We start from the raw sequence: 16,547 nt of genomic DNA on the forward strand, positions 1-16,547 counted from the left end.
GCGGGCTCGCCCTGGCCGCCTGCCTGGCCGCGCTGGCGGCGGTCGTGGGCATCTCGCTCGCGTGGCCGCAGGGAAGCGGTTCCCTGCCTGCGGGGATATCCCCCACCGCGTTCGCCGTGAAGGCCTACGGCGCGGTGGACGACACCCTTTTTCCCACCGGTTCGAACGGCACCATCGTCTTCAACTGCGAGACGGAGACGCAGCGCATGATACCGCCCGAAGGCGACGATTATGCCAACGAGGGCTTCTACACCGGCTGCGTGTTCAGCGTGGAGGGCGACAACATCGCCCGCGTCCAGGCGAACGTGTCGCGCGGCGAGCTGTACCGGGTGACGAGCAAGGTATGGTCGCGCGAGAGCGACCCGGAGTTCGTAAAGGAAGTCAGCAGTTGGAAACCTTATAAGATCGGGCAGGGAGAGCTGCTTGGAAAGTACGACTACGTGGCCGGCGTGCTGTATTACGGTACCATCGAACCCGGCGACGAAAACGTGGGGAAAGACCGCAATGACCCCAGCAGGACGGGCAAGTCCAACCTTTACCAGCGGCTCGGGTCCACGGTCGACACCTCCGTCATGGACGAGCCCGAAGCGAGCGCAAGCGAGTACCGGTTCGGACTGTGGACGAACGAGCCGTTCGACGCCGTGGAGAACGATCGCGGGGAGTTCGACGGGCTGGCCAGCATGAACGCCGCCCTCGACACGCTCGACGGCGCGCAGCTCACCATCACCGTCACGTTCACGGACGGCCGAACGGCCACGCAGGTAGTGGACCTGCACGCGGCCGACTTCAAGGCCAACATCGTAGAGACCGCCGACGGCGTGAACCATGTACTGGAGCTGGTGCCCCAGATCACCACCGAGGCGAAGAAGACCGCGGACGAGTTCTGGGAGGCCTACAACCAGGGCATCGCCTCCATCCACACGCTGTACGGCACGGTCGCGAGCGAGACGGACGAGCCGTTCCCCTGCGGCGAAGCGTCGTACCCCTTCCTCACCGAGCCGCTCACGCAGCCGCGGGAGCTCGAACCGCCGCCCGAGACCTCGCCCGACGGCGTTGCGCCCAGCAGCAAGTCCAACGTGCCGCCCGGCCCGACCATCGAGCGGGACAATGTCACCGACCTCGCGTCCCTGGAGCCGTACCACGAGGCGAACACCACGACCACGTTCGAGCGCGTCGAACGCCTGGACGGGCTGCCCCAGGGCGTGGCGGTGGAGGACCTCATCCTGTACTACGAGGGCAGCGGCGGTCGCCGCGACGAGGAGACCGGCAGCATCGACGTGCGTGGCGAGTTCTCCATCGCGGCCGACGGCACGCTGTCGCCCGGCTTCTCGTACGTGCTGCTCACGAAGACGGTGACGAACAACTCCGACGAACAGGCCAACGTGTACTTGACCGGAGGCTTCTTCGCCACCCTCCGACCGAACGACGATGGAACCTTCTCCGCCAACACCGGGGCGTCCTTCGAGCCTATCTGGCGAAGCGGCCACGAAGGACCCACCTGGGAGTCGATGTACTACTTCCAGATGATGGAGCCCGGCGAGACGCGGGAGGTGTCGATTTTGAGCGTGGTAAGCGACGAGATGCTGGCCGACTCCGGATTCTCGTTCGTGTACTACGGCCACTCCGACATGCCGGGCGTGCTGGCCTTCCGCATCGGCGCACTCGCATAGGCGCAGACCGCCCTCAACGGGGGCCGAATTCGGCCTCGCCCCCGCCTTTTCACGAACGCCGCTCTCCTTTACGGGGGCGGCGTTCTTTTTCGTACGGCTTTTCCTTTCTCTGAAACATTCACTCTCCCTTGATCGTATGCTTCTTCAAGGAGGTGAAACCATGCCGAACCATGAACGAGCGGAAGACGGGGCGTTGCGAGGGCCCGCGGCGCTGCGGCAAAGCGGGGCGAACCCGCATCCCGAGGCGTTCCTTAAGCAGGCCATGGCCGATTGGGGCGATGCGGTGTACCGGCTGGCGCTCGGCCAGACTAGATCGCGCGCCGATGCGGAGGACGTGTACCAAGACGTGTTCCTGCGACTGTTGGACAGCGGCACGGCATTCGAGAGCCCCGAGCATCTGAAGGCGTGGCTGTTGCGCGTGACCGTGAACCGATGCCGCGACCTGGCACGATCAGGCTGGAAGCGCCGCACGGTCGCGCTCGACCCCGAATGGGACGCACCCGACGCCGCCGCGCACGACGACGAGGACGCCGCCGTCTGGGACGCCGTGGGCCAGCTGCCCGAGCAGCAGCGCACGGCCGTGCACCTGCACTACGTGGAGGGCTACTCGACCGAAGAGATAGCGAGCGCGCTCGACTGCCGCCCCGCGACGGCGCGCACCTGGCTGTTCCGCGCCCGAGCACGCATCAGGGAGCTGCTGGAGGCCGACGCCGCCGAAGATGCGCCCGCAACACTGCCGAACAGCGGGAACGCGTCCGCAGCCGGCGGCGCGCCGACCTTGCCGCGGCCGCCCAACGCCGCAGCCCTGACCGCTGAATAGCCCCCTCCCGATTGACCACCTCCATCCTCCCCTCGAAAGGAGGCACCTTATGAGCACCGACCCTCTGGACCGCTACCAGTCCATGATGCACGACACCCATGCGCCCGCCCACCTGCCCGACCAGGTGCTCGAGCAGGCCCGCGCCCGGCTGGCTGCCGACAAGGCCGAATCGGCAGCGGCAAGCTGCAGCGCCTGTGCGGCCAACGCAACCTGCACGCCGCAGCCGAGCGCTCCCACCCCGGCACGCGAGGCGCCCGCAACTCCCGTGTTCTCCGTGAAGCGCAGCCGCATGAAGGGCTTCGCCCTGGCCGCCTGCACCGTGCTGGCCCTGGGTCTGGGCGGCACGGCCATCGCGCTGGGACTGCCCGGCCTGGTTGGGAACGACGACGTCCCAGCAGTCGCCAACTCGTTCCAGCTGGCCGCCTTCGCCGACGAGGGCGGGACGCCGGCGAACGGGCCGGTTACGTTGAGCTCCCAGGATTTCATGCTCATGCGCGCGTCGACCGGACCCCTCTACGACGCCGAAACGGATTCGTATCCAGGCCCTATCGTGGCATCGCGCGCCTACAACCTGAACCTCACCTGCTCGGGCGAGAACATCGCCTCCATCACCTACGAGCTTCAGGGCGAAGGGGTCTCCTTCAACAACTGGCAGCTGACGAGCGAGTACCTTGAATCGAACGGCGAACCCGAGGTGGGAAGCGCCGTGGCAACCGCAGACCAAGACAGTACGTTCACCGTCGATTACCACGACCAGGACATGAGCGCCATCGATCGCGTGCACCATGAAATCTGCCTGAGCTACGTGCTCGAGGGCAGCGACAGGCAGGCGTGGGACGAGCTCCAAGCCAGCACCGCCCAGCCTCGGGTTCCGCGCGACAACATGACCGAAGAGGAAATCGCCGCATGGAACGAGGCATCTGACAAATTCGAGCTTGTGCTCGGCCAGCATGATGCCGAGATAATCTCGCAGGCCAAGATCGCCATCACCGCCACGTTCAACGACGGAACGACCGCCACCAAAACCTACCGGCTTGTCCCCGTGGACGACTTCGAGCAGGCGTACTCCGCGTACCTTGCAGACCGCTTCTCCGCCGATGGTGCTGCCGAGCCGAACCGTCCCGTCCTCTACACGCTCGAGGAAGTGACCGGTTAGACGGCGCGTCCAACCGGGCCGCGTTTGCGGAATGCGGCCGTGCGTCCTATGATGTCGGGAGCCCGAACGGTGTTCGGGCTCCCGTTCTCTTGTCCAAGGAGCCGACCCATGAGAATAGCCGGATTGCAGAAGCTGACGTTGTTGGACTTCCCCGAGCACACGGCGGCCACCGTGTTTCTCCCGGGATGCAACTTCCGCTGTCCCTTCTGCCACAACGCCGCGCTCGTGCTGGGCGCGGGCGATGCAACCGGCGATACGCCGGTCGAGGAGTTCTTCGCGTTCCTGGACAAGCGGCACGGCCTGCTCGACGGCGTGTGCATCACCGGCGGCGAGCCGCTGCTCCAGCCCGAGCTGGCCGATTTCTGCGCCCGCATCAAAGGCGCGGGCTTCGCGGTGAAGCTGGACACGAACGGCAGCTTTCCCGACCGGCTGCGCGAGCTCGTCGAAAGCGAACTCGTGGACTATGTGGCGCTGGACGTGAAGAACGCGCCCGAGCGCTACGCGGAAACCGTCGGCGTGCCCGGCTTCGACCTGGCACCCGTCGCCGCATCAGTCGACTACCTGCTCGCCAGCGCGGTACCCTACGAGTTCCGCACCACCGTCACGCGCGAGCTGCACGGGACGGCCGACCTTGTGGCGCTCTCCCGCTGGATCGCCGGCGCCCATGCCTGGCACCTGCAGAGCTTCGTCGACGCCGACACCGTACTTGCCGGCCCCGGCGCCCTGCACGCCTGGGATCCCGCCGACCTCGAGGCCCTCCTTCCCGAACTGCGCCAGGCCGTCCCCAACACCCAGCTGCGCGGCGTGTAGAAGAGCGCACGCGACGAATTTTTCGCCTTCTTCGGAACAATCGGGACGCCTCTCCCGTATTGTCTCCAGAGAGGTGAATGCATGCACATTCCGTTTAAGCGCACAACGGGCCGCACCGATGCGGCCGACAATCCTTGCCCGCTTCGCTCGGACGCGTTCTTGAGACGCGCCATGGATGCGTGGGGCGACACGGTGTATCGTGTGGCGCTCGCGCAGACGGGGTCGCCGAGCGATGCCGACGACGTGTACCAAGACGTGTTCATGCGCCTGCTGGAGCACACGGCCGCCTTCGAGAGCGACGAGCACCTGAAGGCGTGGCTGCTGCGCGTCACCATCAACCGCTGCCACGATTTCGCGCGGCTTAGCTGGAACCGCCGCACCGGCGGATTGGAGCAGGAGCACGTCGACATACCCGCACCCGATGCCTTCCGGGCGGGCATCTGGGAAGTTGTCGGCGCGCTGCCGCCCGACTTGCGCACCACCGTGCATCTGCACTACGCAGAAGGCTATTCGACCGAGGAGATCGCCCGCATCGCGGGCTGCAAGCCGAGCACCGTCCGCACCCGCCTCCACCGGGCACGCGAACGCCTCCGGACAACGCTGCGGGACGAGCAGCTTGGGCAAGCTGGCAACATCGAGTCGAGAAAGGAGTCGGGCCATGGCCGAACAGCATAACCGTCCTCATCCCCCCACCCTCGACGACTACCAAGCCATGATGAGCGATTTGCGCGCTCCCGAGCAGTTGAGAGAGGCCGTCCTCAAGGAAGCCCGCGCACGTCGTGGCAGTGCGAGCGCTGCAGCAACGGGGCACGGCCCCTGCCGCCCGTCTGCGTTGTTCAGGCACCACCGAACCAGGATGCTCGTCATAGCCGCCTGCATTGCCTTGCTGCTCGGTGCGGGCACGACCGCGCTCGCCCTCAACTCGCCGGGCGGGTTCGGCATCGTCAACGACCTCATGGCAGAGCCCCCAACCCCGGACGAGAACGTCGCAAAAGCGCCCGAAGAAGTGAAAGAGAACTCTATGGAGCTCAATGCGAGCCAGTTTCATGGAGACGGAGGCTACAGCGGCCCGTGGTACAACCCCGCCGACGACTCGTTCTGGAGCTACGAATGGGCAGGGTACAAGTACCATTTCAACATACGCTGCGAGGGCGACAACATCGAGACCATAACCTACGAGATAGAAGGCGAGCGCTCATATTTCGAGATCATCGACAAGACCGTCACGCAGCAGCAGCGAGCGGAGGGCATCCATGTGTTTCATTATCCCAAGACCGTCACGTTCGACTACAACCACCAGGAATCGATCGATGACACGCGCATCGTGGAAATCTATATCGGGTTCCCCCTTTCGGAATCAGGCCTCGAGGCGTATCGCCGCCTGATGGCCGAGGGCCACTCATACGAGGCGGCCGCACAGCTGGATGCCGCCATCGAGGAAGGAGCCGCACGCGAGCTGACAGGCTCGGTGCTCAGCGCGACGGCCACGTTCGCCGACGGCTCGACCCAAACCAAGTCGTATCTCATAGAAGCCCCCGACCTCGGCAACCCGACCAGCTACACCTTCACCGAAATAGCCGGCAACTAGACAGTCGAAGCGAAATCGCCGGGCGCAGAAGCAGGTCCATTCATGTCCTCTCCTGCATCCCGCTCGAGGAACAACGCGCTGGTAGGCTCGAGGGCGCGCGCTAGCTCCTCCTCGGTGGGAAGGCACAGCGTGTAACGGAAGGCGAACAGGCCCTTGCCGTCGGCGAGCGCCGAGTACCGGGCCACGGTGGCGTCCTTCGTCGCGCAGAGGATGATGCCGATGGTGGGGTTATCATCCGGCTGAGTGCAGCGGTCGTCGAACAGGCGCACGTAGAAGTCCATCTGGCCCACGTCCTGCGGCGTGATCTTGCCCGTCTTGAGGTCGATGAGGACGTAGCATTTCAGTATGCAGTTGTAGAACACGAGGTCGACGTAGTAGTTCTCCGTCTCCGCGGCGATGCGCTGCTGGCGCGCGACGAATGCGAAGCCCTTGCCGAGCTCCAGGAGGAACTCCTGCAGCCGATCCATGAGCGCCTGCTCAAGCTCGTCTTCGCGATAGTCGGTGCGGCCGCCCATGTCGAGGAAGTCGAGCACGTAGGGGTCCTTGAGCAAGCCGTCCGCCTTGGTGGGCGGCTCAAGCACTTTGACCTCCTGCCGCACGGACTCGCGCCCCTCCTCCCGCGTCGCCAGAAGGCGCTCGTAGTAGAAGGAGTGGATCTCGCGGTCGAGCTGACGAACCGTCCAATTCTGCTCGACAGCCTCCCGCATGTAGAACAAGCGCTTCTTCTCGTCCTCTACACGCATGATCAGGCGATAATGCGACCAGCTCAATTCGCTACACAGTGTGTAGCGAATTGGAAACACAAGGTAGAACTGCCTCATGTTTTTAAGATTGGGGACGCTGAACCCCTTCCCAAACTCCTTCGTCAGGCGCTCGGACAGATACTCCATGAGATGCTTGCCGTACTCGGCGCGGTCGCCCTGCGCCTCCACGATCTGGCGGCCGATCTCCTAGTACGCTTCCACCATGGCGTCGTTCACGGCGACGGCGGCCTTCTTCCGCGCCGCCTCGAGCGCCCCGCGCACCGAGTCGTACACCGCCGCATCTTTCCGCACCATCGAATCGTCCATGCCTCGCTCCTCTCGTCCCTTCGGGCGCACGTCACGCATGCGCACGCAGAGCGCGGCGGCGCGAAGGGCATTCCGTTGGCTTCGAGGATCTTGCAAGCGTGGTACGGGCGGCGCGGAACCCGCCGCCATCTATGGGCATCCCCGCCATCAACGGATGCGGATAGGATGCGCTTGCACTGGCTCGTTTCTGAAGGTATTCTAACACATAAAAAGGAACAATTGTACGTTAATTTCGTTCATTTTGGAGATTCGGCGCACGCTGTGTGCCGAATTCGCTATACAGCGTGCAAAGAATCCAGCACCCCACCCGACTCCGAATTGCGCACACGCTGTGCGCACAATTCGGAACACGGTGTGTTCCGAATTCGAGGCACGTTGTGCCCCGAATTCGCCTCAGTCAAAAAGGGCCGGATCGCTTCGATCCAGCCCTCAACCTGCGCGTTTGCTCCGCGCCTTATGCCACCACTTGGGCGCGCATGGCGTTGACTTTCTGGAACACCGCTGCCGCACCGGCCGTGATGTCCACGGAGCCGTCCGCACCCACCTCGAGCAGCGTCGGCGCCTGCATGATGCGGTAGCGCTGCGCCAGCTCCACGTTATCCTCGGCCAAAAGCTCCTCGTAGGCGATGCCGGCGGCATCCATCTCGGCTGCCGCGAACTTGCAGTTCGGGCACGTGCGCGTTGCCACCAGGTATAGACCAGCAGGCAGCGCACTGTGCTCGGGCGCAGTCGCCGGCTCTTCGAAGCCCGGAACCGTCACGTGCGAGCCAGCCTGCCCAGCCTGCTCCGCGGCGGCCGTGACCTGCACGCCCTCGCGCGTCAGATGCGAATGCCCCAAGTCGTACTCAACACGATCGGCGAACTCCTGCGACTTGCCGTCGTTCCAGTTCTTCACCGGGCGGTAGTAGCCGGTGATGCGCGAGTACACCTCGGTCTCCTCGTGGCAGCACGGGCACTCGTACACCTCGCCGGCGATGTAGCCGTGGTTCTTGCACACGGAATACGTGGGCGACATGGTGTAGTACGGCAGCTTGTAGTTCTCGGCGATCTTGCGCACGAGCGTGGCGGCCGCCTTCCAGTCGGGCAGCTTCTCGCCCAAGAACGCATGGAACACGGTGCCGGACGTGTACAGCGTCTGCAGCTCGTCCTGCACGTCGAGCGCGCTGAAGATGTCATCGGTGAAGCCCACCGGCAGATGCGACGAGTTCGTGTAGTACGGCTTGCCGTTCTCGTTGGCCGTGATGATGTTCGGGAACTGCTCTTTGTCGTGCTTGGCGAAGCGGTACGTGGTGCTCTCGGCCGGCGTGGCTTCCAGGTTGTACAGGTCGCCGTACTCCTCCTGGTAGTCGGCCAGGCGGTCGCGCATGTGGTTCAGCACGTCCTTCGTGAACGCCTGCGCCACCTCCTGCGTCATGTCGGCGCGCAGCCAGCTTGCGTTCAGGCACGCCTCGTTCATGCCCACGAGGCCGATCGTCGAGAAGTGGTTCTCGAACGTGCCCAGGTAGCGCTTCGTGTACGGGTAGAGGCCCGCGTCGAGCAGCTTCGTGATGACCTGCCGCTTCGTGTGCAGCGAGCGCGCGGACACGTCCATGAGATGGTCGAGGCGGCGGTAGAAGTCGGCCTCGTCCACCGCCTGGTAGGCGATGCGCGGCATGTTGATGGTCACGACGCCGATCGAACCCGTGGACTCGCCGCTTCCGAAGAACCCGCCGGACTTCTTGCGCAGTTCGCGCAGGTCGAGGCGCAGGCGGCAGCACATGGAGCGCACGTCGGAGGGCTCCATGTCGGAGTTGATGTAGTTGGAGAAGTAGGGCGTGCCGTACTTGGAGGTCATCTCGAACAGCAGGCGGTTGTTCTCCGTCTCGCTCCAATCGAAGTCGTTCGTGATGGAGTACGTGGGGATGGGGTACTGGAAGCCGCGGCCGTTCGCGTCGCCCTCGATCATGATCTCGATGAACGCCTTGTTCACCATGTCCATCTCGGCCTGGCAGTCGCCGTAGGTGAAGCCTTGCTCGCGCCCACCCACGATGGCCGGCTGGTCGCGCAGGTCGGCCGGGCACACCCAGTCGAGCGTGATGTTGCTGAACGGAGCCTGCGTGCCCCAGCGCGACGGCGTGTTCACGCCGAACACGAACGACTCCACGCACTGCTTCGTCTCGTCGTAAGAGAGGTCATCCGCCTTCACGAACGGCGCGAGGTAGGTGTCGAAGCTCGAGAACGCCTGCGCGCCGGCCCACTCGTTCTGCATGATGCCGAGGAAGTTCACCATCTGGTTGCACAGGCTCGACAGGTGGCTGGCCGGCTTCGACGTGATCTTGCCAGGCACGCCGCCCAGTCCCTCCTGGATGAGCTGCTTGAGCGACCAGCCCGCGCAGTAACCCGTGAGCATGGACAGGTCGTGCAGGTGGATGTCGGCGCTGCGGTGCGCGCGCGCCACCTCGTCGTCGTAGATCTCGGAGAGCCAGTAGTTGGCCGTGATGGCGCCCGAGTTCGACAAAATGAGGCCGCCCACGGAGTACGTGACCGTGGAGTTCTCCTTCACGCGCCAGTCCTCAACCTTGACGTACTGGTCCACGAGGTCCTTGTAGTCGAGCAGCGTGGCGCCCGCGTTGCGCACCTTCTCGCGCTGCTTGCGGTAGAGGATGTAGGACTTCGCCACGTCGGCGTACCCGGCGGTGGAGAGCACCTCCTCCACGCTGTCCTGCACGTCCTCGACGGTGATGATGCCGTCTTCGATCTTCGGCTCGAAATGGGCGGTCACGTTGAGGGCCAGAAGGTCGATGGTCGACGGATGGTACTGCTTGCCCAGGGCGTCGAACGCCTTGGCGATGGCGCTTGAAATCTTGGCGATGTCGAATTCCGCGATCTTGCCGTCGCGCTTCTGAACCTCGTACATGTGGTCTCCTTTTTCGCTTGCTTCCGCGTTGCCTCTACGATTGGTCGATCGCGTGCAGCATGGCGCCGGCGGACGCAGATGGGGTTTGCGATCGGTCGGGAATCGGTAGCCCACACCCTACCAGCGTCGCGCTTCCTCGTCAACTTCTGTCACCCATATGTTGAAGTTCTAAAGGTGCGAACCAACTAGATATGGTATGTTTTGCCATCTGGGGTTTTATACGAGCATCCCGGTAAGCTCTATGAAAGACGACCTGCGACAACAGAACAAACCGCCCGCCGCGTCCCGCGAACAAGGTACGGAAGAGGCCACCTGCGGCTATCTGTTTCTCGTGGAATTCGGCGGGCGGAACGGCCTGTGTTGCCCCTGCTGCCGCTTGCCCGCAGGTGCCCGGCGAACCGTCCCGCCTCCTGACGTCGAGCGTGCACACCGCCGTGGAATCCCTGCGCCTTTCGCAAGTCTCCGGGCGCAAATCGTTGACGAACCGGCCCGGGCGCGCGATACTCGGCAGCTACCGAAGAGAACAGGAGCGTATCATGGCCAACTGCCTCGTCGCGCAATCCGGCGGGCCCACCGCCGTCATCAACTCCAGCCTGGCCGGCGTCGTGCGCGCCAACCAGCTGAACCCGCTGTACGACCGCGTGTTCGGCGGCCTCTACGGCATCGAAGGCACGTTGGACGACCAGCTGTACGACCTCACGAACCTCACGGGCCACGACATCGAGCTCTTGCAGCAGACGCCGTCATCGGCGCTCGGCACGTGCCGCTACAAGCTCAAGCGCGGCAACGACGCCGACTACCATCGCCTCGTGGAGGTCATGGACGCGCACGATATCACGACGATGTTCTACATCGGCGGCAACGACTCCATGGACACCGTGGACGCGCTGGCCGAGTGGGCGCGCGACAACGCGCCGGGCAAGCGGTTCATCGGCATTCCCAAGACCGTGGACAACGACCTGGTGCCCGTGGACCACTGCCCCGGATTCCCCAGCGCCGCAAAGGTGGCCTGCGAGATCACGCACGCCACACGCCTCGACTACGATGCCTACACGCGCCCCGAGGTGTTCGTGCTCGAGGTGATGGGCCGCGATGCAGGCTGGCTCGCCGCGAGCTGCTGCGTCACCGGCGACGTGGATTTGCTCGTGTTGCCGGAGGTGGACTTCGACCGCGAGGCATTCTTGGCCGAGGTGCGGAAGAAGTTCGAAGAGACGGGCAAGTGCTACATCGTCACGTCCGAGGGCGCGCATTACGCGGACGGGACCTACCTCTCCGCCGGCAAAGCGGCCGACGACGGGTTCGCGCACGCCGTGCTGGGTGGGGCCGCGGCCGCCATCAAGCAGATGATCGTCGACGCGGGCATCGTGCCGCGCGGCATCGTGCAGGACCTGTCGCGCGCGGCGCGTTCCAGCAACTTCGCGCAGAGCATCGTCGACCGGACCGAAGCCTGGGAGCTGGGCTTGAGCGCCCACATGCGCAGCGCCGACCCTGCGTTCACCGGCCAGGTGGTGGGCGTGCGCCGCGACGAGGAAGCGGCTGCGGAGGGCCTTTACAACGCGTGGTTCTTCGCCGCGCCGGCGAGCGAGTTCGCGAACTTCGTGCGGCACTTCCCCTCCGAGTGGATCCTGCCCGCCTACCAAGGCATTGCGCCGGAGGCCCTGGACTACTTCCGCCCGCTTATCAAGGGCGAGCCGCGCGTGGTGATGGACGGCGGCATCCCCGCCACCATCGTGCCGTTCAACCGGCGCTAGACGGCGGGCGTCACGGCGGCCGGGGCCGGTGCGGGGGTGTGCCATTGGCGTCACGGCGGCCGGGGTCGGTGCCGGGATGTGCCATTATCCCCGTCCTAATGGCACTAATGGCACATCCCGGGCTTCTGGCACGCCCTCTTCACATTTTCTTAAGGCGGATGCTGACGGTTTCTTAACGGTTGGCGGCTATACTCTTCGTCGAACGTCAAACCGTTGAAAGGAACCGCCATGATCGTCACCACCACCCCCTCCGTCGACGGATACCGCGTAAGCGGCTACTACGGCATCGTGTTCGGCGAGGTCATCACCGGCATCAACTTCCTGCGCGACTTCGGCGCGGGCATCCGCAACATCGTGGGCGGCCGCAGCGAGGGCTACGAGCAGGAGCTTTTGCAGGCGCGCACCGAGGCCCTCGCCGAGCTCGAGCAGCGCGCCGCCGCCATGGGCGCGCACGCCGTGGTGGGCGTGGACATCGACTACGAGGTGCTCGGTCAGGGCAACATGCTCATGGTCACCGCCTCCGGCACCGCCGTCACGCTCGAGCAGGCCTAAACGCCGGGCTTTGCGGCTTCCAGCGCCTCGGGGGCGGCGGGCACGACAACGGCGACTCCGTCTGCCGCCCCCGCCCCATTCCCCGCCGGCAGGCCGCGCTTGAGCACACGGTTCGTGAGCGCCGCGATGACAAGGGCGGCCGCAGCAGTACCCAGCGCCACCGGCACCAGGTTGCCCCGCAGCGCGTCGAACAGGCCGCCGTACACAAGCTGCCCGAGCGGCTGCGCGCAGTTCGCCATGGCCATGGCCAGCGCGATCACCTTCCCCACCAGGTGCGAGGGCGTCTCCAGCTGGATGAACGAGACGCCCTGGATGCTGAACATGGTGGCGCAGACCATGCAGGCGAACAGGCTGGCCACCAGCACGCCGTAGGCGACGAGCGGGTCCATCGGAGTGCCCAGCACCACCGCGATGGGCAGGAGGGCGAGGGCCGCCACGAAGAGGAACACGGGCGCCTGGCGCAGGGTCAGGCGCTTTGCCAGCACGCCCACCAGAATGCCGCCGGTCAGGCCGCCGAGCGCGAGAGCGCCCTCCGCGAATCCCATGAACTGGTTCGGCAGCCCGAGGATCTGCGTCACCGTGACCGGCGCGCCGATGATGATGAACGCCGTCAGCGTGACGTTGATGCCGGCCACCAACAGGATGGTCTTGAGGATGACCGGCCGCTCGCCGCGCAGGAACCGGAAGCTCTCGGCGAGGTCGCCCACCACCGTGCGCAGGACGCCCGCGCCACTGCGCTCGACGTCCGCCGTCGGGATGCGCACCACGCACACGATGAGCAAAGCCGACAGGGCGAACGCCGCCCCCGCCACTACGACCACCGGCTCGATGCCGAACAGCCCGAACACGAGCCCGCCGATCACGGGACCCACCAAACCCGACAGCGCGCTGATCTGGCTCACCACGGCCGTTGCCCGCACCACGTCGGCGCGCGGCACCACGAAGGGCACCGCTGCCTGCACGGTGGGCTGGTACACGCTCTGCGCCGCGTACAGCACGATGAGCGCGCAGATGCACAGTCCCACGAGATCGATCACGCCGTCGAGCGCGAGGAACGCCGCGCACGTGAGCGCCAGCAACGTGTCGAGCGCGGCCATGATGCGCCGCTTGTTCACGCGATCGGCCGCCACGCCCCCGATGGGCGTGAGCACGAGGTACGGCAGCCACGCCGCCGCCGACACCGCCCCCATGAGCGCGGCGGACCCCGTCACGTTCAGCACGTAGAGCGGCAGCGCGAACCGCAGCACCGCGTCGCCGAACAGCGAGGCGATCTGCACGATCACGATCGAGACGAACGGCCGGTTCAAGAGCTTGTCCATAGGTTCTTCCTTTCTTTCATACCTTCGGTTGGTATGTATCTTGGTTAAAAAGACGCTGCGCCGAGGCAGCGATTAAACGACAAGCAACCGCGAACAGCACCTGCCTTTTCAGTACAAATGTTTCACGTGAAACATCGGGAAGCGGACGAATTGCAACTGCGATCCAGCATCGTGGCACTACCACGGCCAAGATGCGCGATACAACCGCAGCCGAAAACAGAGCGCCGCAACCACTGCGGCCCATCTTGCGCTCAAACAATCATGCGCGCTCCCCCTTCTCCTGCAGGTTGCGCTCGTAGCCGTCGCGGAACTCCTCGAGCATGCCGGCGATATGACCCGGCTGCACGTCGAGGCCCATGAGGTGCAGCAGCTCCACGTAGTAGTCCATGCGGCGGCGCAGGCTCTCGGCATCGGTCATGCGGAAGGCCGGGCTCACCCACAGGTTTGCCAGCATGAGGATGACCTCGGCCATCTCCTGCGGGTGCTCCGTGCGGATGGTGCCGTCGGCCATGCCCTCGCGGATGATGGGCTCCACGAACTGCGGCGCCACCTCCTCGACGATCGACTGGTACTGCATGCCCAAGAAGCGGCTGTTGCGCACCGGGTCGGGCGCCATGGCAACCTCGGCGCTGAGCGGCAGCTGAGGGCCGTTCATCGATGCCTCGAACAGGGCCTGCATCTTCTCGAGGCCGGTCATGCGCGGGTCGTCGCGGATCTCCACCAAAAGCCGCATGAGGGGCTCGCTCTCGCGGTCGATGGCGGCGTCGAGGATGTCCTCCTTCGACTTGAAGTGGTGGTACACCGCCCCCTTCGTCACGTCGAGCTGGTCGACGATGTCCTGGATGGTGGTGTGCTCGAAGCCCTTCTCGCGGAACAGGCGCATGGCCGCGTCGAGGATGCGGCTCACCGTCTCCTCGGGGTACTTGTTGCGCGCCATGGACGCCTCCTCCTTCGATCAACCGAACGGATGTTTCACGTGAAACATCCGGCGGAACTCGCGCCGCATCGATTTCTTCGTGCCGAAATTCGGTGCGTCGTTTTTTTAAAAACATACCGACGGTATGTATCTTACGACACCGAGACCCGGAGAGCAAGGGCGAACTTCGCAGCGATGTGAGATACTGGGAGGCGGCTTTAAGCAAGCGGCGAAGGAAGGCGGGGGCGTGGCAGCAAAGCGAAGCGAACGGAAGCGCCAGCGGGGAACGAGGGCGTTCGCCATCGTGCTGTTCATGGCGGCCGGTGCCGCAGGCGGCTACCTTATCGGACGCTCGATGGACGCCAGCGGAACCTCGGGCGACCCGCTCGGCACCGTCGCCTGGCTCGCAGCGGTCGTCGTGCTCTTGACCGTGTCGTACCTCCTGCAGATCGTCGTCCACGAAGCGGGGCACCTCGCACTCGGACTGGCGACCGGCTACCGGTTCCGCTCGTTTCGCGTGGGCAGCTACATGCTCGTCGAGCAGGACGGGCGGCTGCACCTCAAGCGGCTTTCCATTCAAGGGACGGGCGGGCAGTGCCTCATGGGGCCGCCCGACCTCGTGGACGGGCGCATCCCCTACCGGCTCTACAACCTGGGCGGCGCGTTGGCGAACACGTTGGTCGCCCTGGTCGCGGCAGCCCTCGCCTTCGCGCTGCCGCAGAGGCTCGCGACGATCTTCTTCGCGTTCCTCGCCCTGGTCGGCGTTGCGTTCGCGCTGACGAACGGTCTGCCGCTCACCGTCGGGGGCGTGAACAACGACGGCAAGAACCTGCGTGCAGCTGGCGAGTCGCCGGACGCGCTGCGGGCGTTCTGGGTCATCCTCAAGATAGGCGAGGCGCAGGCCGACGACTTGCGCGTGAAGGACATGCCCGCCGCCTGGTTCGCCGTGCCGGCAGATTCCGGGCAGCTGCGCAACCCCCTCATAGCGTCCGTGGCGGTGCTCGCCTGCAACCGGCTGCTGGACGAGGGACGCACCCCCGAGGCCGCAGGCGCCATCCGCGACCTGCTGGAACGCGAGACCGGCATGCTCGGCTTGCATCGCTCTCTGCTGAAGGTTGACCTCGCGTACTGCGAGCTCGTGGGCGAGAACCGTGCGGCGGAGGTCGAGCGCACCCTCGACGCCGACGCGCGCAAGCTCATGAAGGCCATGAGCCGCTTCCCCGCCGTGATGAGGACGCGCTACGCCCAGGCGCTCCTCGTCGGCCGCGACGAGGAGGCGGCCCGACGCATTCGCGAGGAGTTCGACCGCGCAGCGGCGCGCTACCCCTACCCGAGCGAGATCGAGGGCGAGCGCGAGCTGATGGACGCGGCCGATGCGCGCTTTCGCGAGCGAGCCGCGCACGAAACCGACGCAACCGAGGAAGGAGCACGACCATGACCGCGCACGATTGGCTGGACGCCTACCTGCTGGGCATGCCCGGCGCGACGACGGACTACAAAGTGGAATGGGAGTGGCAGCGCTACCAGGTGGGCGGCAAGATGTTCGCCGCCACCATGCAGCCCGGGCCGCAGCACCACGAGTACGCCGGTCGCCGGCTCGTATCGCTCAAATGCGACCCCGCCTGGGCCGAACAGCTGCGCGCCGAGCACCCCGACGACATCCTGCCCGGCTTCTACGCCGACAAGCGCCATTGGATCTCCGTCGACCTCGACGGCGACGTGCCCGAAGAGCTGCTTCGCGAGCTGTGCGACCACTCCTACAACCTCGTGTTCGCCAAGCTGACCAAGAAGCTGCAACGCGAGATCGCCGGGGAAGGGGCTTAGCGGGGAACCGCGCACCCTTCCGGCAGCCCCAGCTCCACGACCAGCACGTTTCCCTCCAGGCGCGCGGACAGGCGCATTCCCATGGCGGCGGCGAGGCTGGCGGACACGGCGAGGCCGAGGCCGCTCCCGGCCGCGCTGCGAGCGTCGTCGGCGCGGTAGAAGCGCTCGAACAGGC

15 protein-coding genes are annotated in these 16,547 nt (G+C 65.5%); 10 read left to right on the forward strand and 5 right to left on the reverse strand.

What is annotated here, in order from left to right; genetic code table 11:
• The 6 genes from GPA_RS18875 to GPA_RS04285 form a co-directional block, all read left to right on the forward strand.
• On the forward strand, positions 1-1,670 hold a 1,670-nt coding region (locus GPA_RS18875; protein ID WP_041239060.1), incomplete at its 5' end, for a hypothetical protein.
• A gap of 160 nt (positions 1,671-1,830) precedes the next feature.
• Entirely contained in the window at positions 1,831-2,490 is a 660-nt protein-coding gene (locus GPA_RS04265; protein ID WP_231847565.1) for an RNA polymerase sigma factor, read from the forward strand.
• Positions 2,491-2,539: 49 nt separating this feature from the next.
• Positions 2,540-3,646 (forward strand): hypothetical protein, encoded by a 1,107-nt coding sequence (locus tag GPA_RS04270; RefSeq protein WP_015539041.1) that lies wholly within the window; start codon positions 2,540-2,542, stop codon positions 3,644-3,646.
• A 108-nt stretch (positions 3,647-3,754) separates the two neighbouring features.
• Positions 3,755-4,456, forward strand: coding sequence for an anaerobic ribonucleoside-triphosphate reductase activating protein (locus GPA_RS04275; RefSeq protein ID WP_041239061.1), 702 nt, complete (start codon positions 3,755-3,757; stop codon positions 4,454-4,456).
• Between the two features lie 201 nt (positions 4,457-4,657).
• Positions 4,658-5,131 carry an RNA polymerase sigma factor gene (locus GPA_RS04280; protein ID WP_231847566.1) on the forward strand — a complete coding sequence of 158 codons (474 nt, stop codon included), beginning with the start codon at positions 4,658-4,660 and terminating at the stop codon, positions 5,129-5,131.
• Entirely contained in the window at positions 5,115-6,044 is a 930-nt protein-coding gene (locus tag GPA_RS04285) for a hypothetical protein (RefSeq protein ID WP_156790926.1), read from the forward strand. The genes GPA_RS04280 and GPA_RS04285 overlap by 17 nt, the downstream gene beginning before the upstream one ends.
• Here the strand turns inward: GPA_RS04285 and GPA_RS04290 are convergent.
• Positions 6,041-6,991, reverse strand: a complete 951-nt coding sequence (locus GPA_RS04290; protein ID WP_302319247.1) for a PDDEXK nuclease domain-containing protein — start codon at positions 6,989-6,991, stop codon at positions 6,041-6,043. The two genes, GPA_RS04285 and GPA_RS04290, sit on opposite strands and share 4 nt — an antisense overlap.
• A gap of 577 nt (positions 6,992-7,568) precedes the next feature.
• On the reverse strand, positions 7,569-10,010 hold the full coding sequence (locus tag GPA_RS04295; protein ID WP_015539045.1) for a ribonucleoside triphosphate reductase: 2,442 nt from the start codon (positions 10,008-10,010) through the stop codon (positions 7,569-7,571).
• 536 nt (positions 10,011-10,546) lie between these two features.
• Here GPA_RS04295 and GPA_RS04300 point away from each other — a divergent pair.
• Together GPA_RS04300 and GPA_RS04305 are read left to right on the forward strand one after the other, a co-directional pair.
• Complete coding sequence (locus tag GPA_RS04300; RefSeq protein WP_015539046.1) at positions 10,547-11,761, forward strand: diphosphate--fructose-6-phosphate 1-phosphotransferase; 1,215 nt, start codon at positions 10,547-10,549, stop codon at positions 11,759-11,761.
• A 228-nt stretch (positions 11,762-11,989) separates the two neighbouring features.
• On the forward strand, positions 11,990-12,313 hold the full coding sequence (locus GPA_RS04305; protein ID WP_015539047.1) for a heavy metal-binding domain-containing protein: 324 nt from the start codon (positions 11,990-11,992) through the stop codon (positions 12,311-12,313).
• Here the strand turns inward: GPA_RS04305 and GPA_RS04310 are convergent.
• From GPA_RS04310 to GPA_RS04315, 3 genes are read right to left on the reverse strand one after another with little or no spacing between them, the layout of a single operon-like run.
• Entirely contained in the window at positions 12,310-13,632 is a 1,323-nt protein-coding gene (locus GPA_RS04310) for an MFS transporter (RefSeq protein ID WP_015539048.1), read from the reverse strand. The two genes, GPA_RS04305 and GPA_RS04310, sit on opposite strands and share 4 nt — an antisense overlap.
• Before the next feature lie 16 nt (positions 13,633-13,648).
• Positions 13,649-13,891, reverse strand: coding sequence for a hypothetical protein (locus tag GPA_RS18880; protein ID WP_167536597.1), 243 nt, complete (start codon positions 13,889-13,891; stop codon positions 13,649-13,651).
• The gene (locus tag GPA_RS04315) at positions 13,892-14,569 is read right to left on the reverse strand and encodes a TetR/AcrR family transcriptional regulator (RefSeq protein ID WP_015539049.1); all 678 of its coding nucleotides are present in this window, start codon (positions 14,567-14,569) and stop codon (positions 13,892-13,894) included.
• Positions 14,570-14,795: 226 nt separating this feature from the next.
• Here GPA_RS04315 and GPA_RS16665 point away from each other — a divergent pair, with 226 nt between their 5' ends.
• Together GPA_RS16665 and GPA_RS04325 are read left to right on the forward strand one after the other, a co-directional pair.
• Positions 14,796-15,986, forward strand: coding sequence for a M50 family metallopeptidase (locus GPA_RS16665; protein ID WP_049784005.1), 1,191 nt, complete (start codon positions 14,796-14,798; stop codon positions 15,984-15,986).
• Entirely contained in the window at positions 15,983-16,372 is a 390-nt protein-coding gene (locus GPA_RS04325; protein WP_015539050.1) for an MmcQ/YjbR family DNA-binding protein, read from the forward strand. The genes GPA_RS16665 and GPA_RS04325 overlap by 4 nt, the downstream gene beginning before the upstream one ends.
• Positions 16,373-16,547 lie beyond the last annotated feature (175 nt).

The organism is Gordonibacter pamelaeae 7-10-1-b (assembly GCF_000210055.1).
Lineage (GTDB): Bacteria > Actinomycetota > Coriobacteriia > Coriobacteriales > Eggerthellaceae > Gordonibacter > Gordonibacter pamelaeae.